This window comes from Fischerella thermalis PCC 7521 (genome assembly GCF_000317225.1).
Lineage (GTDB): Bacteria > Cyanobacteriota > Cyanobacteriia > Cyanobacteriales > Nostocaceae > Fischerella > Fischerella thermalis.
The window spans coordinates 20,733-46,469 of record NZ_AJLL01000035.1 but is presented as its reverse complement, the minus strand read 5'-3'; the positions used below and the strand labels follow the sequence as shown (position 1 = coordinate 46,469).

Below are 25,737 nucleotides of genomic sequence, written 5' to 3'. Positions count from 1 at the left end.
AGTTGACTGAACCGGGTAACAATTATGTTCCCCGGTTTTTTAATTTGATGATCTTAACTATTGTGCTGTTGGACTAGAAGTAGGACTTACTTGAAAATTAGGAGGTAAAATTACCTGGTCGACTATGTGAACAACACCATTGCTAGCTAAGATATCGGCTTGAGTAACTTTCGCACCGTTAACTGATATTGTTCTGGCAGTACTATTAACATCGATTGTGACAGGAGTACCCTCGACTGTTTTTACGTCTCCAGATGTCAATTGAGTAGAGGTGACTTGTCCAGGGATAACGTGGTAGGTGAGGAGTTGCACTAGTTGTTGTTTGTTTTCTGGTTTGAGGAGATTTTCTAAAGTACCTTGTGGTAAAGCGTTGAAAGCAGCATCAGTAGGTGCAAAGACTGTGTAAGGCCCTTGTGCTGTTAGTTGTTCTTCTAAACCTGCTGCTTTTGTTGCTTGCGTCAAAATTTTAAATGATCCTTGGCTGGCTGCTGCCTGGGCAAGTTCTGCAAAGTTTTTGTTTGCAGTTGTACCAGCAGGAGTTTGTGTTGCAGGTGCAGTAGTTGTGGGAGTTACTTCAGCTACGGGTGAAGTATTTTCTGTAGGTGTTTGGGCTGAAGGGGTGGTATTTTCTGCACTTGGTTGACCACAGGCAGACAAGACAAATAGACTACCCACACTAACTATACCGAACAAAGCTTTTTGTAAAATGCCTTTGTTTACTTTCATGGCTTTTGACCAAAATCAAGCTAAATAAACTACATATTTACAAAAGTTAATTTTTTTGACAAAATGATCCCTCAACCCTGCGACATAGTTTTTATAATATGGGTTAGTTAGCTGCGATCGCACAAATAAACTGAAGCAATTCAAAAGATATCGATGAATAGGCGCTTCACTGAAATGTATTGAGAAGTAGGATGTAGGATGCGATCGCGCCTTAGGCATTTGGTTAGATTGACAACGCCGTTAGTTGTTTAGCTAAGGAACGCTGGGAAAAAACACACATAAATCAGCTAGCCTTTAAATTATCAAAGTTTTTCAACACAACTTGGTACAATATGGATCGATCTTGTCAGTCCACTCTTATGTTGAATAATTCAAAGCAGGACTACATGACAACCACCAATACCCCCACTTCACTGCCTTTACCTCCCGGTAGTTTTGGTTTACCTTTAATTGGGGAAACAATACCATTTTTAAACGATCCAAATTTTACCGAAAAGCGATACAAAAAATATGGTTCTCTATTCAAGACTCATATATTTGGACGTCCAACTTTAATAGTTACAGGTGCAGAAGGGAACAGATTTTTATTCAGCAACGACCATAAATATTTTTCCAATAATTGGCCTTACAGCACCAGAATACTGTTAGGCCCTGCATCTTTATCAGTTCAAAAAGGTACAGAACACCAAAATCGCCGTAAACTACTATCTCAAGCTTTTCAACCAAGAGCTTTAGCTAGTTATGCCATTACCATGGAGCAAATTACCCATCAATATTTAGATAGGTGGGAAAAACTTGCTACATTCGCTTGGTATCCAGAACTGAGAAATTACACTCTTGATATTGCCTGCAAGTTGCTTGTAGGAGTTGATTGTGCTTCCCAAACTCAATTGGGTGAGTGGTATAAAATCTGGGTGAATGGTTTATTCACCCTACCAATAAATTTACCCTGGACTAACTTTGGTAAAGCATTACGTTGTCGAAAATTATTGTTAGCTGAAATTGAAAAAATTGTCCATCAACGTCAAGAAACCGGAAACTCATATCAGGACGTTTTAGAACTACTTTTACAAGCAGAGGATGAAGAAGGTAAACGCCTCAGCCTCAACGAACTTAAAGACCAATTGTTAACTTTGCTATTTGCTGGTCATGAAACCCTGACCTCAGCCTTGGCATCACTGTGTCTATTATTAGTACAAAATCCAGAGGTTTTAGCAACTGCCCGCAGTGAACAACAGCAGCTTGGTATAGACACACCTCTAACTTCGGAAAATCTCAAACAAATGACTTACTTAGACCAAGTTTTAAAAGAAGTGATGCGGCTGATTCCGCCTGTTGGTGGTGGCTTTCGGGAAGTAATCCAGTCCTGTGAATTCAATGGTTTTCGCATTCCTCAAGGTTGGTCTGTACTATATCAGGTAGGTAAAACCCACACAGATCAAAGTGTCTATAATCACCCAGAAGTATTTGATCCAGAACGTTTTAGTCCACAAAGAGCAGAAGATAAACCCAAACCTTTTAGTTATATACCCTTTGGTGGCGGGGTACGGGAATGCCTGGGTAAAGAATTTGCCAAACTAGAAATGAAACTGTTTGCAGCCCTTTTACTGCGTCATTATCAGTGGGAACTACTACCCGAACAAAACTTAGAGATGACTATGGTTCCAACTCCGCATCCTCAGGATGGTTTAAAGGTAAGCTTTAAAAGATTCTTGAGTTAGACTCGTGCTATTTCGGATAGGAAATACCATTAATCTGGCGTTCACCTGTATACAGCCCAGGAAATTGAGAAGGTGATGAGGAGTTATTTTGTGGTACTTGAGTGGGCTGTTGCAAACTAGAAGCATCGCCAAAGTTGCTGGAATTAACAACGCTTTGACTTGGTATTTGGGTATAGGATGGCGTTATATTAGAGGATTGGGTAGAGGTAATAGATGTGACCACTGATGTGGGTAATTGGACGTTGGTTGTCGCGAGGTTGGGAATGTTAGCAGCAGGGGGAGCGAAATTTTGATTAGGGTAGTTTGTACTATGATTGACGGGAGCGATCGCATTTGTATTTAGTCCCGTCGTCGATGGTAAATTTTGATTGGGTAACAATAATGAATTTGTCTGAGTTGAGGTTGTACGACTCCCCAAAGACCAACTTTGATTAGTTGATTGATTAAGAGCAGTTTGTAAGGGACTAACTGAAGTAGTATTGTGGTTATAGTTGACGGGATTCGTGAATCCTATCCCCACATTCGTAGAGGTTTGTACTGTACCTGTTGGCATAGACGACGCTGTTAAACCGTTTACCCCTAACAGCTGGCCATTATTGTAATCATTTTTGAATTGCAACAAATTTTCTGTTTGTACCACAAATGGATTTTCTAACTTTGGCGTAGATGCTGGATTCACTAGCTTCAAGCCAGAGTTGGAATTTGCATCGGTGGCTGTTGTCTTTTGTTTGCTTAAGCCGTCTAAAATAGCATTGGTATTGTCTACCTTAGTCTTTTGCTTCACATTAGTTGCTGTAGAAGGTAGAGTTCCATGAGTAAAGTCATAAAATAAGACTGGTAAGTTATCAATATCGGCGGCAATAGCTTTATCTTCTGCTGAAAGAGAAGAATTTTCATCCTTTTTGGCTTCTATTTGCTTATTTTGCCTAAAATTCAAAAAATCTGGGTGTATCCAGTATTCTCTAACTGTCAACCCCATCACAGCTAAAAAGATTGCTGTTCCCCAAAAACTAGGTCGAGCCAAATTCCATAACCTGGCTTTGAGATAACGTAAGTAGGCGGGAGGATAGCGACGACCTGACATAAATAAATCTGATGGAATGAAGAGAGAACGAGTAAGAATTTTATCCTAGCCTCTCAATTGTTATTTAGTCATTATTGATATATGACTCTTAGTATAAAATTTACATTTGGGTGTATCAGGTCAGTTTTTCCCTTTTCCTCTTTCTTCTGTCAGTTTCGATATCATCTGAAATTTGAATCTGCTTTAACTTAGTGCTTGTGGCTGGGCAATCAACAGGAGCAGTAGCATGAAAGCAGAAGATATCATGACCAAAGAGGTTGTTAGCATCCGCAGTTCAGCAACAGTCGCCGAAGCAGTAGGTGTGATGAAGGAAAAACGATTGCGAGCTTTGGTCGTGGAGCGCAATCATGAAAACGATGCTTATGGTATTGTTACGGAGACGGATATTGTCTATAAGGTAACAGCTTACGGTAAAGATCCCAAACAAGTACGGATCTACGAAATTATGAGTAAGCCCTGCATAATCGTCAATCCTGAATTGTCTATAGAATACGTCGCCCGGTTATTTGCCAATACAGGTATCCGCAGAGCGCCCGTAATTCAAGGTAAGCTGTTGGGCATAATTTCTGTCACTGATATTTTAACTAAAAGTGATTTTGTCGAAAGTCCACAATCAGTTTTGCTAGAGTACAAAATTCAGCAAGCGATCGCAGATGCTCGTGCTATTTGCTCTTTATACGGTACATTATCTTCAGAGTGTGCAGCAGCTTGGGTGACAGTAGAAGAAATCCAAGCAGAAGCAGCCCATCAAAAAGCTGGGCATATGGCATTTACCAAAACATCCTTTGAGCAATACTGTGCAGCCAACCCAGATGCACCAGAATGCCGCATTTATTATGAAGATTGAATAGGAAATTGTTGATTGTTGATTGTTGGTTGTTGGTGGTTAGTAGTTAGTGGTTAATGGCTAGTATTCCCCACACCTCTCACACTCCCCACACTCCTCATACTCCACCCTTCACCGAAGCCCTACTCTACCTTGAAGCCTATGAGCGCGTCTACGGCTTTGCGCTTACGCTCATGGGGCCAGTGAGTTCCCCATCACCTCAATCCTACCGCCGTGCTGTCCGTACCAGTAAAAATAAACCTAATGCCAACCCCAAAAAATTGGGTAGCCAAGCTGCCACAAAAGGAGACAGAAAACCCGTGTCCCCTAATGTCCGGGCAACCTGTAATGTTGTGTAATAAGTAAAAATAACTGCTAGACTAATCCCAAAACTGGCTGCTCGACCTGTACGTTGGGGTATTGTTCCCACAGTAGCACCAACTAATCCACAGACGACGCAAGCAAAAGGAAAGGCAATTTTTTGTTGAATACGGACTCTTAGTTGACGAACTTTTTGCTCATTACCACTAATGCTTTCTATTTCCAGTTGTTCTAGCGACTGAGCAATATTCATCTCTTCAAAGTCACGGCTTCTATTTGCCACATCTAATGGTGTGCGAGGAAGTTGTAATTGTTGATGTTTAAATCGGGCGATGTTGCGATAAGAACGGTCAGGCGCAACTAGATAGATAGTACCGTTATAAAAATCCCAAACGCTTTGTGAGCCATTCCATTCTCCTGACTCTGCTACAACAATTTGATTGAGACCTTCTTGAGAACGGTCTATTAGTGTCAGACCCTTCATACGCTTGCCATCAAACTTATCAGCATAAAACAAGCGTGTCAATATTCTTTCTTTACTACCATCCGGCTGTTTAACATTTTGGTATTCGGGATAAAAGATATTCTCTTGCTTAAATGTTGGTTTGTCGGACTTGAGAGCTCTATCTAGAGTCACAGAGGCTTCATAATTGGCTGCTGGTGCAATTTGCTCACTAACAACAAATGTTATCCCTGCCACTAAGAAACTCATGACCACAGCAGCGAGTACCATACGATACACACTTACCCCGCAGCTACGCAGAGCGATAAGTTCACTTTCAGCAGAGAGACGACTGTAGGTCATCAAAGTTGCTAGCAGTGTCGACATTGGAAAGACATAAACAATTACCCGTGGTAGCTTTAACAAAAAAACCTTTAAAGCTATTTCTAGTGGTAATCCTGCTTGTACGACTTTTCGCAGCAATTCATATAAGCTGTCCGCCGTGAACACAAGGGAAGCAAAAATCCCAAAACTAAATAAAAAAGGTGGGATTAATTCGGTCGCAAGGTAGCGATCCATTATGGAAAGGGACAGCAATGAACTGAGGTTGTGGAAAGATTTAGATTTAGCCATGAGTCATTAGTCACTGGTCATTGGTCAAAAGTCATTTGTCATTTGTCATTGGGTATTTGGTTAACCACTAACTACTAACCAATGTACAGACGTGCCATGGCACGTCTCTACAACAAGTAACCAACAAATGACTAAACCTGAAAATTATCACCTAAGTAATATTGCCGCACCAAGGCATTATTGTAGAGTTCGTCGGCATTGCCAGAAGCAAGAATTTGACCTTCGCGCATGATATAGGCACGATCTGTAATGGCAAGGGTTTCGCGGACATTATGATCTGTAATCAAGATCCCCATGTCGCGTTCCCGCAATTGTCCAATCAGATGCTGAATTTCTGAAACTGCTATTGGGTCAACTCCTGCAAAAGGTTCATCTAAAAATAAAAATTTTGGTCCTTCTCTACCCGCTGCTAATGCTCTTGCTAATTCTGTCCGGCGTCGCTCACCTCCAGAAAGTTGAATTCCTTTGCTATTAACTACTTTTTCTAAACGAAACTCTTGTAATAATGTTTCTAGTCGCCGTTGCCATTGCCAACGAGGTACGTTTGTTTGCTCTAGCACCAACAGTATATTATCTCGTACTGATAATTGGCGAAACACACTGGCTTCCTGGGCTAAGTAACCAATACCTAGTCGTGCCCTTTTGTGCATAGGCAGTGCAGTGATGTCCTGATGATCCAACCATACAGTTCCCCGGTCTGGTTTTTCTAAACCTGTGGCAATGTAGAATGTTGTAGTTTTGCCAGCACCATTTGGGCCAAGTAACCCAACTACTTCACCCTGGGCAACAGAAACGTTGACGCGATTGACAATAACTCGCTTGCCATAAGATTTGCAAATATTTTCTAGGACAATTTTCACGTTCTGTATGCTTTGTTGGTTGTTGGTTGTTGGTTGTTGGTTGTTGGTTGTTGGTTGTTCCAAACAACAAACAATTATCAACTACTAACCTTAGATCTTGCACCTACTTTTTCGCCTGCCAAGAAATAAATTTCCAGAGTATTGAACTCAAGTAAGCTAAAGCTTACTGGATATACATTCTGGATATACATTTGAGTCCGTTTTAATGGACTTGGGCTATGGGTGCTCAGGTGAGCCGACCACAGGCGCGATTAACGCTCCTGCAAAATATGAAACAAGCACATTTTGATGAGATTTCTCAAAACTTTCCTGTATAAGGGTTATAAAATGTGCAAATTAGGAGTAACACTATTAATTAGAACGCTGAAGGGGAGGTGTGTTTGGGGCCGGTGTAGTCGCTTGATTTACTTGACTGTCGTTGACAATGTAGATAGATTCTACTTGACGGCCACTTTTGGGTGTAGCGACAAATCGTCCTTCATCAATAAGATATGTCACTGTCTCACCCCGAATACTATTGCCTCCCTTTTGTAAAATATAAACATTACCACTTAGAACTATGCGGCGTTCTTTGCTGAAATATTGAGCTTGGGCTGCTGTTGCTTGAATTCCTCGGGCTTCATATACCATTTGTACATTGCCACGAGCAGTTGCTACTTGTGTTTTGGCGTCGTATTCTTGCACATCAGAATGAATAGTCAGAGGGCGATTTCCAGCTGATGTCTGGGCGGTAGCAGTTTGTAGTTGACTGGGAAATGCGATCGCACCAAAAAATGCAGCTGGTAGCATGAAGGCTAATCCAAAGCGGCGCATTGGCAATAAAAATAATTGATACCAAGAGATCATAGCAATTTAAGAATTAAGATTTCAGCTTGTATTCTAATTATCTCAACTACTAGAGTATGCCAAGATAACTACTAGCTCAGACAATTGACGTTCGCCATAAACTCAAGGTTTCACCGAAAAAAGGCAAGATGAGATGGCAGAGGGCAGATGGCAGATGGTTTAAGAATAAATTCCTGACATTTTCAATGATTTCTCCCTTGTCTCCCTTGTCTACTACTCTTCAGTCCCCATAACTATCTTGGGTAAGGGCAATCCTTCAGTTTCCCCCAATTTCATCGTGGCTAGCTTCTCTGGTTCTGTTTGCTGTAATGTTCTTAATAATGCAGCGCTTTGCTCTAATAATTCATCTACATCAATACCGCCGTAAACTGATGGATAACGTCGCAGGCGGTTGCTACCTTCTCCTAACAAAATTGCTGCGCCTCGCCAATTGTGATTACCCAAATGATACAGTGCTACCGCTATTTGTAAAATTCCTTGATAAAAAGTTTTTTCTGGCTCTGTTGCTTCCATCCATAGAGCTTCTAGGGTATCATGACAAGCGTAGAATTCTCTAGTATTAAACTGTTCTACACCTTGCCAGAATTGCTGGGGTTGATCATCAGTCATCAGTTATCAGTTATCGAGCATTTTCAATAACAATAATTTTTACTTTTATTAACAAATATATTTCTTTATAAAGAGACCAGTGAGCAGTAGATAAATACCTGGTAACTGTTCACTGGTAATTGTTTGCTGATTCTGTTAACCCATGCTGTCCCGCACTTGTTTGATCGTTTCCAAAGAAATTTCTTGTTTGTCGCCAGCAAACTCATTATCTGGAGTGAGGAAAAGCATACAGTGGCACTCTTTACGTTCCCGCATTGGTACACAAGGACAGTTCCAAAAAGCAGCGTTGACCTCTGCTTCTTTATCTTCGTAGTGGCGACAGGGACATAAAGGCGCTCCGAGTTCATCTTTGTGTTTAGCAAGTCCCTCTATTACCACTGCGGTTACAGAAGGTTCAGAACAGAAGTAAGTTCCAGTGCGCTTGGCGTATTGTTCGGAAAAATGCCGCATTGCTTCTAAGTTTTTATCGCTGGATTTTGTGTTTACTTCTGGTGAGATCATAGGAACGGCTACTCATAATTTACACATTTCTTTGCATTGTACCGCAGCCTTGGTAAGCTATAACCGGGGGTAATCCCTCTTTTTTTAGCTACTATTACGCTAGGTATATCCCTTAAATATAGTCTTTTGCCGATTCTGTGGCGATCGCAAATCATCAACTGCCCTTGACTCACTCAAGCATTGTAATAATGAATAGACAGAATTGAAGTAGCCTATCAACTCAAAGCCTGTTGTAGCTGGAGTTGTAGAGGTTGGTCTGGTTGCACGACTATACCAGGATAGTCTCGATTCACTACTACTTGTTCTGTTGCTGTTTGCAGATTTTGCCATAATAACCAACGACTACCACTCGGAAGCGAAGAGAGGGTTAAGGGGTTTTGGGTGAGCCAAATCAATGGTTCACTTATAGGAGGAAGATTTGTGGCATCTTCACCAGGATGAGTTGCTGCTAAGGTTTCCATGACTGCGCGATCGCCTCTAACTAAACCTGTAAATGCTGTCCACAGTTGTACTTGTATTTGCTGTTTTTGTGCGTAAAAATACAGTGAACCTGCGGCAATTACTGCTTGTTCAAAACTTGATTCTTGCCATTTAGCACTGCTATCAAGGGCAATAACTGTCTGTTGCCCGGCAGTAACAATTTCTAGCTCTCGTACCCGTAATTCTCCGTAACGAGCACTGCTACGCCAGTGAATGAGACGCATGGAATCACCTATGCGGTAAGGACGTAGCGATCGCACCAGTCCTTCGTTGGCTGTTTGCAAAGGTACACCACGAGGATCGCCCTTGCGACTGTCTTCTTGCCCAATTCTATCTATCAAAGGACAACTGGCAAGGGTTAACACGGGGGGATAGACTATCACCCTCGCTGTACATTCACGCTGGCGACGACACCAAAACAGCCCTAAAGGCGCACCACTAGCTAGTTCAACGGTCTCCCAGCGATAGATACCCCGGCGTTGGGTAGGGTAATAGTACACCCAACGGTAAGTGTTCTCAGGCAAAATAGTTTCTATGGTTTGCTGTTGTGGTTTTCCCAAGATGAAGGGTAACAAATCTGCAACTTGCAGCAAGTTCACTGGCTTCTTTGTCGGATTGAGAATATCTAATTCAACCTTTAAATCATTTCCAGCTGTGACTGGTGAAATTGGATGGCGCTTCACTACTAAATTAAAGAGCGATCGCGGTGGTAACACAGCTGCTATACCAAGTAAGGCAAAACTAACTCCACTAATTACATAAAGCCAGCCAGCCATTGTATTAATCGCAGCCCCAAAAAAGCAAATAGCAATTCCTGCCAAAACCCAACCACTGTATGTAGGAGTAGAAGCACGGATCTCTAACCAATTAGTAATGCGTTTGATAATTTTCATTGTTGATAGGTAATGGGTAATAGGTAATAGGTAATTGGAAAATATCAACAAACAACTTAACCTATCAATGCCTGAAATTCACAATACCTACGTGTTTTTCTGAAGAGTTGATGAAGTTAATTATTTCAATAAGTAGATTGACTGATTAGATTTACAATCTAAGAAAGTTCAAGGTTTAGTTTGTTGATTTTTAAAGTTTAATTAAACTTTTGTCTGACATTTATCTGTAATTTATTTTTACTAGAGGATACGGCAAATGACTGATGAAATAACTTCTCCAATGGTGAATTTTAAGCTTTCACATTTACCACTGCCACCACCACCAAATAAAGCTTTGTTAGAAAGGATTGGACAAATCCATAAAAATCCTATTTCTCTTGAGAAAATAGTGCGTGATGCCTATAAACAAAAAGCCTCTGATATTCATATCCGTGTTGGTGAAATACCACGATTGCGGATTCGGGGTGAAATGGTTTCTTATCAATCAGAAGAAATAGTGACACCACAAATTTTTGAAGCTTATTTATCAGAAATTCTCACTCAGTCTCAACGCCAAAAGTTTGCAGAAACCAAAGAATTAGATACAGCGATTTTTTACCCAGGATTTTTGCGTTGTCGTGTCAACTGTTTTGAAACCTTGACGGGTGGAGCAATAGTATTAAGGCTAGTTACACTCGAAGTTCCTTCGATTGATAGTTTAGGTTTGCCATCTATACTCAAAGAAATTATTCATAAAAAACAAGGCTTAATATTAGTTACTGGTGCAACAGGCGCAGGAAAATCTACCACACAAGCGGCGATGATTCGCCATTTAAATGAAACGACTAGAAAACACATTATTACAATTGAAGATCCTATCGAATACATTCACTCTTCCAAAAAAAGCTTGATTAGCCAGCGAGAAGTGGGATTACATACCCAGGAATTTCACCAGGCTTTGCGCTCGGCTTTGCGTGAAGATCCGGATGTAATTTTGATTGGAGAAATGCGCGATCGCATTACAGTAGATACTGCGATCAAAGCAGCACAAACAGGTCATTTGGTGATCGGGACTTTACATACAAAAAATGCGATCGCTGCTATTAATCGCTTGGTCAATGTTTATAATCCAGATGAACAATCAGCAGCAAAAGTACAAATCCTTGACTCATTAGTTGCAGTAATTGCTCAAATTTTGTTACCCACAACCGATGGAAATAGCACAGCAGCAATGGAAATTTTAATTAACACACCTGCCATGCAAGATTATCTCCTCAAAGGTGAGGAAATAGAAGCCTTGCAACTAATGGAAAATAGCACTAACGAAGGGATGCAAATCATGAATCAAGCCCTTTGCAAATTAATGTTATCTGGTCAAATTACTATTGAAGATGCGCTTAGTTGTTCACCCGATATTGGTGACTTGCGGCGTCGCGCCCGCAATGATGGGATTAACCCATCTCATTCAAGTCGACGGAATTTAGGTTATTCTGACTTTTTTCCAAAATAAAAATCTTCAAATTTCACCAGCTTTTTTTACCGCCAAAAAATAAATTTCTTGGCTCAAAGTTCAACGAAGCTAAAGCTAACTCAATATACATTGAATATTAGCCCAAAAACTCCGCGTTTCTTTGCGTTAAAAAAATATATGATTTCGACTTTCCTAATACCGCAAATTAAGAACCTTTGCGAGGAAAAACAGAAGATAAATCTAGTAATGGAGATGACGCTATAGGTAGTTCAACTGATTGATTCGCTAAAAATATGCGTTTGAAGCGGTAGCCAAAATTATTTAGAGAATCTTTATAAGGTTCGCTGTAAGCTTCTAATTGGTTAGTAACTAGATTAAATATCCAGTAGTGAGAAATTTCAGCCTCAGCATACAAAGGCATTTTAACATCGCGATCGTAATCTAAAGACGAATCTGCAATCTCAATGACAAGAAAAATATCTGCGGGTGTAGGGTGTGCAGATAAGTAATTATCAGCAGTGGAACGAACTATGGCAAAATCGGGTTCGGGTTCACTGCTTGATAGTAAAGTTATAGGATCTTGGCATCGTAACTCAGCTTTACCAGCGACTAATTGTGCTAGTTCTCGAATTAAATTACTGCAACAGGTTGTGTGTGCTGTTCCTTTGGCTACCATCTGTACTAGTTCACCGCGAATGAGTTCGACACGTTCGTCTTCGTGGAAAAAACCTAGTTCAATTAAACGATGGTATTCGTCCAGTGTAAAGCGCCGCGTTGTTGTCTGACTCAGCATTTGAGTTACATTCGGAGTTTGTATGTCTTTTCTATTTTTACAAATTTACTACTTTGGGGAGTTTTAGTCTCGTAACCAACTAAACAAATTTTCCACAGTTAAACAAAAATCTTTGGCAAATTCTGGTACTGGTAACTGTACCTCTGGCTGATCATAAAAAGTTGTTGGTTGATCCGGTAAATATACGAACACTAGTTCTTCTGCTGGATCTATTAACCATCCCATTTGAGTTCCATACTTCAAACAGTGCAAAATATTTTTTGTAACTTTCGTTTGACTTTGATCAGGTGAAAGAATTTCAATTGTCCAATCTGGAGCGAGTAAGAAAGTATTAGCAACTGCACCATTTTCTTTACGAGGAATCCTGCTCCAAGTAAACACACAAATATCAGGTACAATTGAGCGTCCACCAAATGTACAACGCAGTTCTGAAAAAGCTCTTGCAATCTGTTTTGGTTTCAATATAGAGTTAATCGCAGGTGCTAATTCCGTCTGAATTGCACTATGTTCTCCTTGAGGCATTGGTTTTTGGATTACATGCCCATCAATATACTCGCTAGCAGGTTCTGTTTCTGGCAGTTTAAGAAATTCTTCTAGTGTGAGGACTCCAGTAGGTGTTTGCACCATTGTTATTTTCCTCAATAATCTTTATTCGCACAGCTTGTATTTGCCATTGTACAAATTCTGACAGACAAAAAAATAGAGACGTGCCATTGGCACATCTCTACAGATAACCTATTGTTAATTAACGTTTTGCCAACTTCTTCGCCATCTTCCGCAGACGAATTGACTGGGGTGTAACTTCCACCAATTCATCTGGCCCGATGTATTCCAAAGCACGTTCCAGACTCATTTCCACTGGTGCTTGCAACTGTACTAACTCATCACCACTAGCAGCGCGGTGGTTGGTAAGCTGCTTAGTTTTGCAGACATTTAATTCTAAGTCTTGGGGGCGGTTGTGTTCACCGACAATCATACCCTTATAGACTTTTGTACCGGGAGTGATAAAGAATACACCTCTATCTTCAGCATTCTTCATCGCATAGAAGGTAGAGACACCTTCTTCAAAAGCAATCAGCACACCTTTGTTACGGGCTTCAATATCACCACTGAGTGGACGGTAATCAAGGAAACTGTGGTTCATAATCCCTTCGCCCCGCGTCATCCGCATGAATTCACCCCGGAATCCAATTAAACCACGAGCGGGAATGACAAATTCTAGTTGGGTGCGTCCATTACCACCAACTTGCATATCTTGCATTTCACCGCGACGTTGTCCGAGGCGTTCGATACAGCTACCAACAGCATCTTCGGGAACGTCCAGTACTAGAAGTTCGTAAGGTTCACAAGGTTGACCGTTTACTTCTCGGTAAATTACCTGTGGCTGGGATACTTGGAACTCATAACCTTCACGGCGCATAGTTTCAATCAAGATACCTAAATGTAATTCACCACGACCGGAAACCAGAAATTTATCAGGAGAGTCAGTTTCTTCAACGCGGAGGGCGACATTAGTTTCCAATTCCCGGAAAAGGCGATCGCGCACTTGTCGAGATGTCACCAACTTACCTTCTTGACCTGCAAAAGGCGAATCATTTACCCAAAAGGTCATTTGTAAAGTCGGTTCATCAACTTTAATTAGTGGTAAAGCTTGGGGTTCATTAGGATCAGTGATTGTTTCACCGATATTAGCATCAGCAAAACCAGCCACTGCCACAATGTGACCAGCAGTTGCTTCCTCCATTTCTACCCGCTTCAAGCCTTCAAAGCCCATCAATTTCGTGACTTTAGCCTTGACAACGTTACCGCTTTCTGTCACCAAAGCCGCTTGTTGTCCCATGCGGATTGTACCGTTGTGGATTCTACCAATAACAATCCGTCCCAGATATTCCGAATAATCGAGGGTGGTGACTTGCAATTGCAATGGCTTGTTGACATCACCGACTGGTGGTGGAACATGACGCAGAATAGCCTCAAATAAGGGCTGCATGTCCTTAGGTTCGTCATCCAAATCATTTTTGGCGTAGCCACTCAAACCAGAGGCGAACAGATACGGGAAATCACACTGATCTTCATCTGCGCCTAGTTCTAGGAACAAATCTAATACCTTATCAATTGCACCGTAGGGATCAGCTTGCGGGCGATCGATTTTATTGACTACAACAATCGGGCGGAGTCCCTTTTCTAACGCCTTCTTCAAAACAAAACGTGTCTGAGGCATAGGGCCTTCATTAGCATCTACAATCAGGATACAACCATCAACCATGCCAAGTACCCGTTCCACTTCGCCGCCAAAATCAGCGTGTCCGGGAGTGTCAACAATATTAATCAGCGTTTCTTTGTACTTAACAGCAGTATTCTTAGAAAGAATAGTAATGCCTCGTTCCCTTTCCAGGGCGTTGGAGTCCATGACGCAATCCGGAACGTCTTCCCCTTCACGGAAAATGCCGGATTGTTTGAGGAGAGCATCAACGAGGGTTGTTTTGCCGTGATCTACGTGGGCGATAATAGCAACGTTACGGATTGGGAGCGTCATAATAAGCGCGTTCCAGTACTCTAGAAAGGGTTACAGTTTATATATATTGGTGGACTGCTCTAACAGAATTTGAGGGAATGTACAGATTCTGTAAATAAGCCTTAACAATTCTACAATTCTATCGTAATCTAAATTATTCCAAGGCAACGAAAAAGCTTTAGGCTCGTACGCCTGGTAGCAGGAAGATGAAAATTGCTTGGTGTCTTAGTGTCTTGGTGTTGAAAAAATTATTTTTTCACCACAAAGGCACAAAGACACAAAGAGGATATATAAAATTACTTATTTTTTTATTTGGATGTCAGTATAGAAAGAAGGCCCAGCCCAAGTAATTTTCATCCAAATGCTTCGCCCCTACATTTGTTTGCGTTACCATTTCTCAAAATGTTATCAGAACGCTTTACCCAAGCTCTTATCTACGCTACCCAACTCCACGCGAACCAGGTTCGCAAAGGTTCAGGTGTTCCCTACGTTGCTCATTTGTTGGGTGTTGCTAGTATTGCCTTGGAATATGGGGCAAATGAAGATGAAGCTATAGCTGCACTTTTACATGATGCTGTCGAGGATCAAGGCGGTGCTGCTACACGGGAAGAAATTCGCCGTCGTTTTGGTGATAATGTAGCTGCAATTGTCGATGGTTGTACGGATGCCGATACTACACCTAAACCGCCGTGGCGAGAACGTAAAGAAGCATACATTGCTCATATTCTTAGTGCTTCTTCTTCTGTGTTACTTGTGAGTGCGGCTGATAAACTGCACAATGCCCAGTCAATTCTCAAGGATTATCGGATTGTGGGTGAATCGCTTTGGCAACGTTTTCAAGGTGGTAAAGCAGGTACGCTTTGGTATTATCGGGCATTGGTAAATGCTTTTTACCAAACTGGTTCTAGTCCAATTTTTGCGGAATTAGAACGGGTAGTTTCGGAGTTGGAGAGGGTGGTAGTAAAAGATGAGAGGTAATTTACGTTTGCTGTGAATTATCGCAATGACCACAGTCGTTGGAAAAATCGACCACCGATGCACACGGATAAACACAGATGACGCAGATAGTTTTTCTGTTAGTGGCAATAGTGATAATTGATAGGACGCTATTTGTGAGGGTAAAAAATGCTGTTTCGTTTGTGGCGATCGCGTTATGTTCTTTTTACTGTGATTGGTTGTTTTGTTTTACTGCTGATGATGAGTTTTGGTGTTCGTGTTCTTAGATGAAGATATTTAGGGCTTGTCTAAACATTTTTCGCAACGACAATAGACATGCGTAAGCCTTTAGATGCACTTCTGCGGATTGAGATTACACGACCTAGTCTCAAGGATTTAGGCTTGCTGTAGTCAAGCGATCGCTTCCGGCAACATTTGGTAAAAAAGATAACACCCTGAAAATGTATAAAATATATAGGTTCGGTTAGCGCAGGCAAAAAAGCCTGCGGCATTCTGCACAATCGTAACGGTGATGACAGTATTTTTGATGCTAGCGGAACATACTACTTACAGAGCTATCTTCATGAATCCGCCAAATCGTTTCCCCTAAAAGATTCGCCACTGACAACACCTGCAATTGGGGAAAGCGATCGCCCTCGGGAATGGGAATTGTGTTGGTGACAATCACCTCTTCAAACAAACCGCTTGACAACCGTTCAATCGCAGGAGGGGAGAACACCGCATGGGTAGCACAGGCGTATACTTGACGCGCTCCTTCTTCACGGAGTAGCTTGGCTCCTTCTGTGATTGTGCCACCAGTATCAATCATGTCATCTACCAGCACTGCTGTTTTACCCTTCACATCACCGATGACATTCAAGACTTCAGCGACGTTGTGAGCTTGACGACGTTTATCAATGATGGCTAAGGGAGCATCATTCAGCTTTTTTGCAAATGCTCTTGCTCTTGCCACGCCGCCAACATCTGGGGAAACTACCACAATGTCAGACAGTTCTTTACTAACTAGATAATCCAGGATTACCGGTGAACCGTAAACATGATCTAAGGGGATATCAAAATATCCCTGAATTTGGGCTGAATGTAAATCCATTGCCAGAATTCGGTTAGCACCTGCTTGGGTGATCAGGTTGGCGACTAGCTTGGCAGTAATTGATTCTCTCCCTGCGGTTTTTCTGTCAGCACGGGCATAGCCATAATAAGGAATTACTGCTGTGACTTGTCGCGCTGATGCTCGACGACAGGCATCGATCATTATGAGTAATTCCATCAAATGATCGTTTACAGGTTGACAACAGGGTTGAATTAAATAAACATCACAGCCCCGAATCGATTCCTGAATTTGAATGTAAAGCTCTCCATCCGCAAATCGTTTGCGGATCATTGGCCCCAAGTCCATGCCCAGATAACGAGCTACTTCTTGAGATAGGGGTACATTAGCAGAACCAGAGAACAGCCGCAGGCGATGGTTTTCAGCTATTCCTGTTGTAGTTGATGGCAGTTTGAAAGTTGCGGTACTCAGCACAGCAGATCCTCGATGTGCATTCATGGCAATATTATCATCAGATATTTAGATTGTTTAAGAGCAATAGTCCGAAAAAACATCTGTGAGTTTTGTTGAAGCTTTTATAAAAACTTGATACATACCTCCATGAAACTACAAGGTTCTAATTTTTTGTTTTTGTGGTAAGCACACTCTTACTAGCTCACACCTGTAGTCGGGATTTTTAGTTTGCTCTAAAAAACCCAAGTCTAAATAGATTTGTTTGATGAACTACTTAACTTTTATGCACCCTATTCACAGAGATAGGAGAAGACTATTCTAGTTTACTTAGTAATCGTTAAGAACACCTATAAATGAATCAATTATGGACGGCTGAATCCCCTATGATACTAGCTGCAAATTAATACATTAGCAGACTTGCTAGATAGTTTTCCATCACCAAGGAAAAACAAATGAGCAACAAGCTCAGAAAGCAACGGGAACTGAAATAGTAATTTTTTTATCTTTTCTACTATTTTGTACTGGACAATGAGTGTGAAAATAGACTATGAGCAAGTTTGTTAGGAAGTTACTTTAATATACTTACAAATACAGCAGTTGACAAACTGCAACTGTTGGGTATGATTTTTTGCGGGTGAGTTCCTCCGAGTAGTGCCGTTACACTCAATTAACTAAAAGATGCAACCACCAATTTCAGCTGGTACTGTTCTGCAAAACCGTTATAAGATTATTCAAATTCTCGGTCAGGGGGGATTTGGTAGAACCTATCTGGCAGAAGACCAGAGGCGCTTTAATGAATTTTGTGCCATCAAAGAATTAATTCCTAACACAGTAGACCCTGTTGCTTGGCAGAAAGCACAAGAGCTTTTCCTCCGAGAAGCAACGATTTTGTATCAAATCCAACACCCACAAGTACCGCAATTCCGGGAAAGATTTGAACAAGACCAGCGATTGTTTTTGGTGCAAGACTATGTAGCCGGTAAAACCTACCGTAGTTTGCTTGATGAGCGTAAGGCTGTTGGTAGTGCGTTCACGGAACAAGAAGTATTACAATTAATGCGCTCTTTGTTACCTGTTTTAGAACATATTCACAGTCGAGGCATTATTCACCGCGATATCTCCCCAGACAATATTATTTTGCGTGATCTTGACAATAAGCCAGTTTTAATTGACTTTGGGGTAGTAAAAGAACTAGCAACACGATTGCAAGCTGGTAATCCGACAGCACCAGCAACCTATGTCGGCAAATTGGGTTATTCCCCCAGTGAGCAAATGCAAACAGGGCAAGCTTACCCCAGTAGCGACTTATATGCATTGGCAGTTACCGCGATCGTATTGCTAACTGGTAGAGAACCGCAAGAATTATTTGATGAAAATCTCCTGAGTTGGAATTGGCAACGCTGGGTAACAGTAAGTCCACACTTTGCCCAAATTTTAAATCGGATGTTGAGCTTTAGACCAGGCGATCGCTTCTCAAGCGCAACAGAAGTAGCCCAAGCATTGGCATATCCAGGACAACAAACACCCCTAATTCCAGCTTCTATCCCAGCCGCACCCAATCCTGGGTTATCCAACATACAAACAGTCCCGGTTGGTCGTCGTCCTGAACCAGCATCACCATCTGCACCTAGTACACCAAGTCACACAATTCCCGAACCTAGCACCAGGTCATTTTTAGATAACCCGTTGGCAATTGGATTAATTACTGTTGGGGTGGTGAGTATAGCAGGAATCGGTTCTTGGGCACTGGTACGTACTCTTCGTGGTACACCATCACCACAACCAACCGAAGTCCCAACCCAAACTTTCCCTTCTCCAGTAGTTCCTGACAATTCTACAACTTCACCCACACCGACAGTTACACCCACCACCAACGAGCCGACAATTATAAGTAAACCCCTTGCTTTAGATACATCTGGCACAACCCAAGTAGAGGGTACAATCGCCAGCAATCAAACCATCCGCTACACTTTTCGAGGTCGGAAAGGGCAAACTTTAACCGCGGTGCTGGCGCAAGAAAGGGGTGTTGTGTTAACAGTATTAGCTCCAAATAGAGAACCAGTTGAAGCTTCTGCTGAGAATACCACCTTCTACCAAGGCACTTTACCTGTTAGTGGTAGATATGCGATCGACTTAACTCTATCTCCAGGAAGTTCCGAAAGCGACTATAACCTCAATATCGAATTAGAAAACCCACCTCAGCCCACACCTACCGAAACCCCCACCGAAATTCCAACGGAGATACCTACAGAAACACCAACCGACATTCCAACAGCAACACCCACCAATACTCCATTGATACCTTTTCCTGATCAGAATCAAAACAATCAGCCTACTGATGACACATCTAACCCAGATGTCAATCCCACAGATATTTTGCCAAGAAGGTGAGTAGTTGTTGGTTGATAGTTGGTAGTTGGTGGTTTTTGGTTAAAGCAATAAAGAAAGTATAAGAGGAATTAGCCATAATGTATTATTGGCGTTAGTGAAAAATATATAAATTCAGCAATCAATTATTCAGTCAACAGTGCAACTGAAAACTAATAACTGCTAACTGATAGCTGTATTCAACCCTCTCCCTTTTACTTCTATGGAGTGCACAGCTGCTCACTGTGCACCCCTACCAACAATCAACTAGCAACAACTAACTAACTACAATTGAACGCACTACTAATTACAGGAACAGACACAGAAGCAGGCAAAACTGTTTTAACCACAGCATTAGCAGCCTATTGGCAAAAATATTGCTCTGGCCGTAGCTTGGGTATTATGAAACCCATACAATCAGGAGTAGGCGATCGCGAATGGTATCAACAGCTATTTAGCTTGGAACAATCTGCTGAGGAAATCACACCTTTGTATTTTCAAGCACCCCTAGCCCCCCCAATTGCCGCAATTAAAGAAAATCGCCATGTAGATTTAGCAGTAGTTTGGCAAGCTTACACAGCCTTGTGTCAGCGTCGAGATTTTGTTTTAGTAGAAGCTTTGGGTGGATTAGGCTCACCCGTAACTGAGGAATTAACAGTAGCAGATTTAGCAGGTGAATGGCGTATACCTACGGTGTTAGTCGTACCAGTGAGATTAGGTGCGATCGCTCAAGCTGTAGCAAATGTGGCATTAGCAAGACAAACACGAGTCCAACTGGTAGGAATTGTTCTAAATTGCATCCAACCCCGCACAGATGAAGAAATCGCCAACTGGACGCCAGCAGATTTAATTCAGTCTTTGACAAATATCCCTGTTTTAGGCTGTTTGCCCTATTTGGAAAATCCAGCCGAGTTAGACAAACTAGCCCAAGTAGCGTCAGACTTAGATTTAGAGTGTTTGTTGTTAACAGGGAATAGGCAATAGGTCAGGGAAGAGGGAACAGGGAACAGCTTGAAGAATGTGTAATTCAATTGGCGTTGCTGAATTTGGTCATGAATTATGTTTGCATACATTTTTGTAGAGACGTAGCAATGCTACGTCTCTACAATGCTACGTCTCTACAATGCTACGTCTCTACAATGCTACGTCTCTACAATGCAATGCTACGTCTGGTCATACCCGTGAATCGTAAATTCATATCTTGATTCAGCAACGCCATTCAATTTATTAGTTGTTAGCAAAGAACAAATGACAAATGACAATTCCGACTCACAATATAAATAACCGACAGTAATTTAAATAAAATGGTTTCGACCTTTCCCAACTCTACCAATGTTGACTCATCTCGCGTTCGCCTGTCGATTCGTTCATTGGAACCCCAATTAGTCGAGTGGCGACGTAGGTTACATCAAAAACCAGAACTCGGTTTTCAAGAAAAACTCACTGCTGAATTTGTCTCTGGGAAATTACAAGAATGGGGAATTGAGCATCAAACTGGGATTGCTGAGACTGGTATCGTTGCGATTATCCAGGGTGAGAAACAACCAGAAGCATCCAATCCAAAATCGAAAGTCTTGGCGATCCGTGCGGATATGGACGCTTTACCCATAGTCGAACAAAACGAAGTACCCTACCGTTCCCAACATGATGGGATCATGCACGCTTGTGGACACGATGGACATACTGCGATCGCTCTTGGTACAGCTTATTATCTCCAGCAGCATCGTCAAGATTTTGCCGGGACTGTGAAAATGATCTTCCAGCCAGCAGAAGAAGGACCAGGAGGCGCAAAACCAATGATTGATGCTGGGGTGTTGAAAAACCCAGATGTAGACGCCATTATTGGTTTGCACCTGTGGAATAATTTGCCTTTAGGGACAGTAGGTGTACGTGCAGGTGCATTAATGGCGGCTGTAGAAACCTTTGACTGCACCATTTTTGGCAAAGGCGGACACGGTGCAATGCCCCATCAAACTGTAGACTCAGTAGTAGTTGCAGCCCAAATTGTCAATGCTCTACAAACAATAGTGGCTCGTAACGTCAATCCGATTGATTCAGCAGTGGTGACAGTCGGTGAACTCCATGCCGGAACAAAGTGCAATGTGATTGCAGATACAGCCAAGATGAGTGGTACTGTCAGGTACTTTAATCCGTCTTTTAGAGGCTTTTTTGCCCAACGGATTGAGCAAATTATTGCTGGAATTTGCCAAATTTTTGGTGCTAATTATGACTTTCAGTACTCGGAATTATACCCAGCCACAATTAATGATGCAGGGATGGCGGAACTAGTGCGATCGGTTGCGGAAGAAGTAGTAGAAACGCCGATGGGTATTGTACCGGAGTGCCAAACTATGGGCGGTGAGGATATGTCCTACTTTTTGCAAGAAGTACCTGGTTGTTATTTCTTCTTGGGTTCTGCTAATCCAGAGAAGAATTTAGCCTATCCTCATCATCATCCCCGTTTTGATTTTGATGAAACAGCATTGGCGATGGGTGTGGAAATGTTTGTGCGTTGTGTGGAGAGGTTTTTGCATCAATGAAGTCCTGGCGATATTCGTAATCGCGGCTACACATGCGAAACCCGCCTACGCGGGTTTTTCAGTCCACAGTGACCTGGGGGCGTTGCAGCGTGATCTCTGATATCAAGTATCAAGCTCGGCTAATGGCGGAGAATTTGGAGCCGCCAGAAGTCACACTGACGGCTCCTGCTTGCTAAGAAACTTTGGCTTCCAATGATTTTAGCAACTCTGTATTCACTCCTGATTCACGAGTTAAAGCAATTTTGCCAGTGCGGGCAATTTCCTTCAAGCCAAATTTTTGTAACACTTGCACGATCGCGACCATTTTACCTGGATCACCGACAACTTCTAAAGTTAGGGAATCTTCTGCGACATCCACCACTCGCGCCCGGAAAATTTGGGCTAACTCGACTATCTCGGAACGGGTGTTGCTGGTAGCATTCACTTTGAGTAGCATTAATTCGCGTTCTACACAGGGAGTTTCAGTAATATCCTGCACTTTCAGAACGTTGATCAGCTTATATAGTTGCTTGGTCAGTTGTTCAATTACACGATCATCACCTGGTACAACCATTGTGATCCGAGAAACTCCTGACTGTTCTGCTGGACCTACAGCAAGGCTTTCGATGTTAAAGCCACGACGGGCAAATAAACCAGAAATGCGGGAAAGAACACCCGCTTCATCTTCTACAAGTACTGATAGGGTATGTTTCATGTCGCCAACAGAGGCTAGGGAGAGGATTGTATGGATTTTAGATTGCAAGCCTGGATCATATATTTTAAACTTAAATGCCCCTCTCAAATCAGACTATTGAAGTTAAAAAGCATCTCCTGATCAACCAAAGGTAATACTTGCACGGGATATTGCTTCAACCACTCCTGAAATGATCGCCCGCCCTGCTCAATATACTTATTTAATTCTGGTAGACAGCGACGGCGATAGAAACCACACAATGGTTCCCATCTATTATTTCTATAAACTAAAGCTGCGATCGCTTCTTCTGGTACTTGCTGTAATCTAGAAATCCACTCTTGCAAAACTTCTACCCGCAATTTCGGTAAGTCACAAGCTAATAGTAACACCCAATCTGTTTTTACTTGCGTTAGTCCTTGGGCAAAACCCACCAGTGGCCCGTGGGTTTTTGATTCATTACCAGTTTCATCTGGTAAAGGTAATTCCTGAATAAACTGACTTTTGGGTAGTAACAAATGCTGATAGCGTTCTGGCCAAGGAGTGACTATATAAACCTGTTCAGCACAAGTCTCCGCAATTTGGCAGATACGTTGCAACATAGGGACATCTTCAATGGGGATCAGGGCTTTATCCCTACCCATACGTCTACTCTTACCGCCCGCTAAAACGATAGCCGTCAATTGGTCATTGGTCATTGATCATTCATTGGTCATTGGTTAGTAGTTAGTGGTTAGTAGTTGTTTCATACTTACTCCTCACACTCCCCATTGCCCCCCAACCCCACAAAGTGGGGACCCCTAGCCCCCCATCACCCCACCTCCCAACCTCCCCACCTCCAAACTCACCCTCTCACCTGACTTTGGCGAACTTGCTGCAACATTTGCTCTAAACTTGAGGCTGCTGGTAGGCATTTTAACCCTTGACAAACTAAGCCAACACTGTTGTCTGGTAGTTTTGATGCGATCGCAAACACAACGCTTGGTAAGTATTGAGACATGAGTGAGTGTAATTGCTCGGTGGTGGTGCGAATCAGGGTACTATTGCGATACCAATCCAAGGCTGTGAACAAACTCGGACAGGCTTGGGGAGTACTATTCATCACAGAGCGAAAAGCATTTAAGCCTTGCTCTGCTAAATCTAAATAATGCAGATTATCTGTAAACAGGGCAAGACGCACGAGATTGGCGATCGCTACTCCATTTGCTGACGGTGTCGCATTGTCTACATAACTACGTTCGCGCACAATTAAATCTTGACTTGCATCACTTGATGTGTTATAATACCCTCCTAATTCTACACTCCAAAGATATTCGTCAAATTCTTCTTGGAGAGCGATCGCCCTTTCTAACCATTTGTTTTGTTCAGGGCTGCAAGTTTGCAAATCTAGCAGTGCTTTGATAAAAAAGGCGTAATCTTCTGACTGAGCTAATACGGTTGGTTGATTTTCATAGTTAAGTCGGTGGAAACGCCCATCCACAAACTGATGATTGACAATGAAATCTGCGGCTGTGGTTGCTAGTTCCAAATACACAGGTTCTCGGAAAACAGCATACGCCCTTGCTAAGCCAGAAATCATCAAGCTATTCCAAGCAACTATCATTTTGGTATCTGTCACCGCCGGAATCCGACCAGGCCAATGACGAGATTTCGCTTCTTGGTTGTTACGTGCGGGAGGAAATGTTTCTAGTGATTCAGGAGTTGCACCGTAACGCGCTACGAATAATTTTTTCAGGGCTGTTTCTACGGTTGCGCTCAGTTCCCCACTACGGCGTCTTTGTAAGACGTTTTTACTTTCAAAGTTACCATTAGCGGTGACTGTAAATTGTTGTTGCAATTCTATGAGTTCTTCAGCAGTGAGCAGTTGTTCTAGTTCACTGAAAGTCCAGACGTAAAAGGCTCCTTCTTCTGGTTCTGACCCCCCCTTGTCCCCCCCTTGGTAAGGGGGGGTGAAACTATCAGCATCTTGAGCAGCATAGAAATAACCTTCTGGGGCGGTCATTTCTCTTTTGAGCCATTGGACGGTACCAGCGATCGCTCTTTTAAAAGCAGGCTCTTCTATACCTGCACTCCAAAGATTTGCTAGATACTCTACAATTTGACCGTTATCGTAGAGCATCTTTTCAAAATGTGGTACTGTCCAGGTGGGATCAACGGTGTAGCGGTGAAAGCCTCCGCCTACATGGTCATAAATACCACCTAATGCCAGGTCTAATCCCCGTTGAGTACAAACTTGTTTGCCATCATATTCAGATGTCACTTCAAATCGTGTTCCGCGCAATGCTAATTCTGCATAGGGGATCATGGGGAAACTATTACCATATTGATTCGGAGTAATGATCCCCGTGCTAGTTTCCCAGCCTTTGTGTAATAACTCCTTGTCTTGAGTTGCGGTAGTACCTTGTTGCTGCAATACTGCGGAGGTGAGGAGTGATTCGAGAATTACTGCTTTGCGATCGCGCAGGTCTTGTTTTTCTGTATCGTAGTAGTGGCGAATCGCTTGTAAAACTTGTAAAAAGCCAGGACGTCCGTAGCGTGGTTCCACTGGGAAGTAAGTACCTGCGTAAAATGGTACTAAATCATCTGGAGATAAAAAAGCATTTAAAGGCCAACCCCCTTGACCACTCATCATTTGCAAAGCTTGCATGTAAATGCTGTCGATGTCTGGTCTTTCTTCCCTGTCTACTTTGATCGGGATAAAATTGGCATTCATGTACTCGGCAATGCCTGGGTCAGAAAATGCTTCTCCTTCCATGACAGTACACCAGTGGCAACTGGAGTAGCCAATAGAGAGAAATATAGGTTTATTCTGTGCTTTTGCGGTGGAGAGTGCTTCGTCGCACCAAGGCCACCAATCAATCGGATTTTCAGCGTGTTTGCGGAGATAGAGACTCTTAGCTTCAGCAAGGCGATTAGTCATGATTAGACGCTAGTATTTGCCTTCTGTGTTCAGTCTACCTCGAATGTTCTTTGTTGATTGTTGGTAGTCGGTTGGAAAATTA

The 25,737-nt window shown here is 42.3% G+C and carries 22 protein-coding genes; 7 read left to right on the top strand and 15 right to left on the bottom strand.

Annotated elements, in window-relative coordinates; genetic code table 11:
• Positions 1-57 precede the first annotated feature (57 nt).
• Positions 58-726, bottom strand: a complete 669-nt coding sequence (locus UYK_RS0108385; protein WP_009756665.1) for a fasciclin domain-containing protein — start codon at positions 724-726, stop codon at positions 58-60.
• A 386-nt stretch (positions 727-1,112) separates the two neighbouring features.
• On the opposite strand from UYK_RS0108385, the gene UYK_RS0108380 reads away from it, so the two are divergent.
• Positions 1,113-2,447, top strand: coding sequence for a cytochrome P450 (locus tag UYK_RS0108380; RefSeq protein WP_009756666.1), 1,335 nt, complete (start codon positions 1,113-1,115; stop codon positions 2,445-2,447).
• Between the two features lie 7 nt (positions 2,448-2,454).
• On the opposite strand, the gene UYK_RS0108375 is transcribed toward UYK_RS0108380, so the two are convergent.
• On the bottom strand, positions 2,455-3,531 hold the full coding sequence (locus UYK_RS0108375; protein WP_009756667.1) for a hypothetical protein: 1,077 nt from the start codon (positions 3,529-3,531) through the stop codon (positions 2,455-2,457).
• Positions 3,532-3,757: 226 nt separating this feature from the next.
• Here UYK_RS0108375 and UYK_RS24665 point away from each other — a divergent pair, with 226 nt between their 5' ends.
• Complete coding sequence (locus tag UYK_RS24665) at positions 3,758-4,378, top strand: CBS domain-containing protein (protein ID WP_016871252.1); 621 nt, start codon at positions 3,758-3,760, stop codon at positions 4,376-4,378.
• A 205-nt stretch (positions 4,379-4,583) separates the two neighbouring features.
• Here the strand turns inward: UYK_RS24665 and UYK_RS0108365 are convergent, their stop codons facing one another.
• The 6 genes from UYK_RS0108365 to UYK_RS0108340 form a co-directional block, all read right to left on the bottom strand.
• Complete coding sequence (locus UYK_RS0108365) at positions 4,584-5,699, bottom strand: LptF/LptG family permease (RefSeq protein ID WP_016871251.1); 1,116 nt, start codon at positions 5,697-5,699, stop codon at positions 4,584-4,586.
• Positions 5,700-5,884: 185 nt separating this feature from the next.
• Positions 5,885-6,613, bottom strand: a complete 729-nt coding sequence (lptB, locus tag UYK_RS0108360; RefSeq protein ID WP_009756672.1) for an LPS export ABC transporter ATP-binding protein — start codon at positions 6,611-6,613, stop codon at positions 5,885-5,887.
• A gap of 351 nt (positions 6,614-6,964) precedes the next feature.
• Positions 6,965-7,459: an LptA/OstA family protein gene (locus UYK_RS0108355; protein ID WP_009756674.1), complete on the bottom strand. Its 495-nt coding sequence runs from the start codon at positions 7,457-7,459 to the stop codon at positions 6,965-6,967.
• A gap of 213 nt (positions 7,460-7,672) precedes the next feature.
• A complete protein-coding gene (locus UYK_RS0108350) occupies positions 7,673-8,068 on the bottom strand; it encodes a DUF309 domain-containing protein (RefSeq protein WP_009756675.1) in 396 nt (131 codons plus the stop codon).
• Positions 8,069-8,203: 135 nt separating this feature from the next.
• The gene (locus tag UYK_RS0108345; protein ID WP_009756676.1) at positions 8,204-8,569 is read right to left on the bottom strand and encodes a ferredoxin thioredoxin reductase catalytic beta subunit; all 366 of its coding nucleotides are present in this window, start codon (positions 8,567-8,569) and stop codon (positions 8,204-8,206) included.
• 215 nt (positions 8,570-8,784) lie between these two features.
• Positions 8,785-9,942, bottom strand: a complete 1,158-nt coding sequence (locus UYK_RS0108340; protein ID WP_016871249.1) for a DUF58 domain-containing protein — start codon at positions 9,940-9,942, stop codon at positions 8,785-8,787.
• 256 nt (positions 9,943-10,198) lie between these two features.
• Between UYK_RS0108340 and UYK_RS0108335 the strand changes: the two genes are divergently transcribed.
• Positions 10,199-11,431, top strand: a complete 1,233-nt coding sequence (locus UYK_RS0108335) for a type IV pilus twitching motility protein PilT (protein WP_016871248.1) — start codon at positions 10,199-10,201, stop codon at positions 11,429-11,431.
• A 166-nt stretch (positions 11,432-11,597) separates the two neighbouring features.
• Here the strand turns inward: UYK_RS0108335 and UYK_RS0108330 are convergent, their stop codons facing one another.
• From UYK_RS0108330 to typA, 3 genes are all read right to left on the bottom strand, one after another.
• Positions 11,598-12,185 (bottom strand): Uma2 family endonuclease, encoded by a 588-nt coding sequence (locus UYK_RS0108330; RefSeq protein ID WP_009756679.1) that lies wholly within the window; start codon positions 12,183-12,185, stop codon positions 11,598-11,600.
• Positions 12,186-12,248: 63 nt separating this feature from the next.
• Positions 12,249-12,812: a Uma2 family endonuclease gene (locus UYK_RS0108325; protein WP_009756680.1), complete on the bottom strand. Its 564-nt coding sequence runs from the start codon at positions 12,810-12,812 to the stop codon at positions 12,249-12,251.
• 118 nt (positions 12,813-12,930) lie between these two features.
• Positions 12,931-14,721, bottom strand: a complete 1,791-nt coding sequence (gene typA, locus UYK_RS0108320; protein WP_009756681.1) for a translational GTPase TypA — start codon at positions 14,719-14,721, stop codon at positions 12,931-12,933.
• 381 nt (positions 14,722-15,102) lie between these two features.
• Between typA and UYK_RS0108315 the strand changes: the two genes are divergently transcribed.
• Entirely contained in the window at positions 15,103-15,678 is a 576-nt protein-coding gene (locus UYK_RS0108315; RefSeq protein WP_009756682.1) for an HD domain-containing protein, read from the top strand.
• 508 nt (positions 15,679-16,186) lie between these two features.
• On the opposite strand, the gene UYK_RS0108310 is transcribed toward UYK_RS0108315, so the two are convergent.
• Entirely contained in the window at positions 16,187-17,203 is a 1,017-nt protein-coding gene (locus tag UYK_RS0108310; RefSeq protein ID WP_009756683.1) for a ribose-phosphate pyrophosphokinase, read from the bottom strand.
• 633 nt (positions 17,204-17,836) lie between these two features.
• Between UYK_RS0108310 and UYK_RS0108305 the strand changes: the two genes are divergently transcribed.
• From UYK_RS0108305 to UYK_RS0108295, 3 genes are all read left to right on the top strand, one after another.
• Positions 17,837-19,549: a serine/threonine-protein kinase gene (locus UYK_RS0108305; protein ID WP_009756684.1), complete on the top strand. Its 1,713-nt coding sequence runs from the start codon at positions 17,837-17,839 to the stop codon at positions 19,547-19,549.
• 267 nt (positions 19,550-19,816) lie between these two features.
• Positions 19,817-20,509, top strand: coding sequence for a dethiobiotin synthase (gene bioD / locus UYK_RS0108300; protein WP_016871247.1), 693 nt, complete (start codon positions 19,817-19,819; stop codon positions 20,507-20,509).
• Between the two features lie 320 nt (positions 20,510-20,829).
• Positions 20,830-22,065, top strand: coding sequence for a M20 metallopeptidase family protein (locus tag UYK_RS0108295; protein WP_009756686.1), 1,236 nt, complete (start codon positions 20,830-20,832; stop codon positions 22,063-22,065).
• A 172-nt stretch (positions 22,066-22,237) separates the two neighbouring features.
• Here UYK_RS0108295 and ilvN read toward each other — a convergent pair whose 3' ends face one another.
• The 3 genes from ilvN to UYK_RS0108280 all read right to left on the bottom strand — a co-directional run bounded on the left by ilvN (position 22,238) and on the right by UYK_RS0108280 (position 25,655).
• Positions 22,238-22,759, bottom strand: coding sequence for an acetolactate synthase small subunit (gene ilvN, locus UYK_RS0108290; protein WP_009756687.1), 522 nt, complete (start codon positions 22,757-22,759; stop codon positions 22,238-22,240).
• Between the two features lie 83 nt (positions 22,760-22,842).
• The gene (locus tag UYK_RS0108285; RefSeq protein WP_009756688.1) at positions 22,843-23,433 is read right to left on the bottom strand and encodes a molybdenum cofactor guanylyltransferase; all 591 of its coding nucleotides are present in this window, start codon (positions 23,431-23,433) and stop codon (positions 22,843-22,845) included.
• Between the two features lie 146 nt (positions 23,434-23,579).
• Positions 23,580-25,655 carry a thioredoxin domain-containing protein gene (locus tag UYK_RS0108280; protein ID WP_016871245.1) on the bottom strand — a complete coding sequence of 692 codons (2,076 nt, stop codon included), beginning with the start codon at positions 25,653-25,655 and terminating at the stop codon, positions 23,580-23,582.
• Positions 25,656-25,737: the final 82 nt, after the last annotated feature.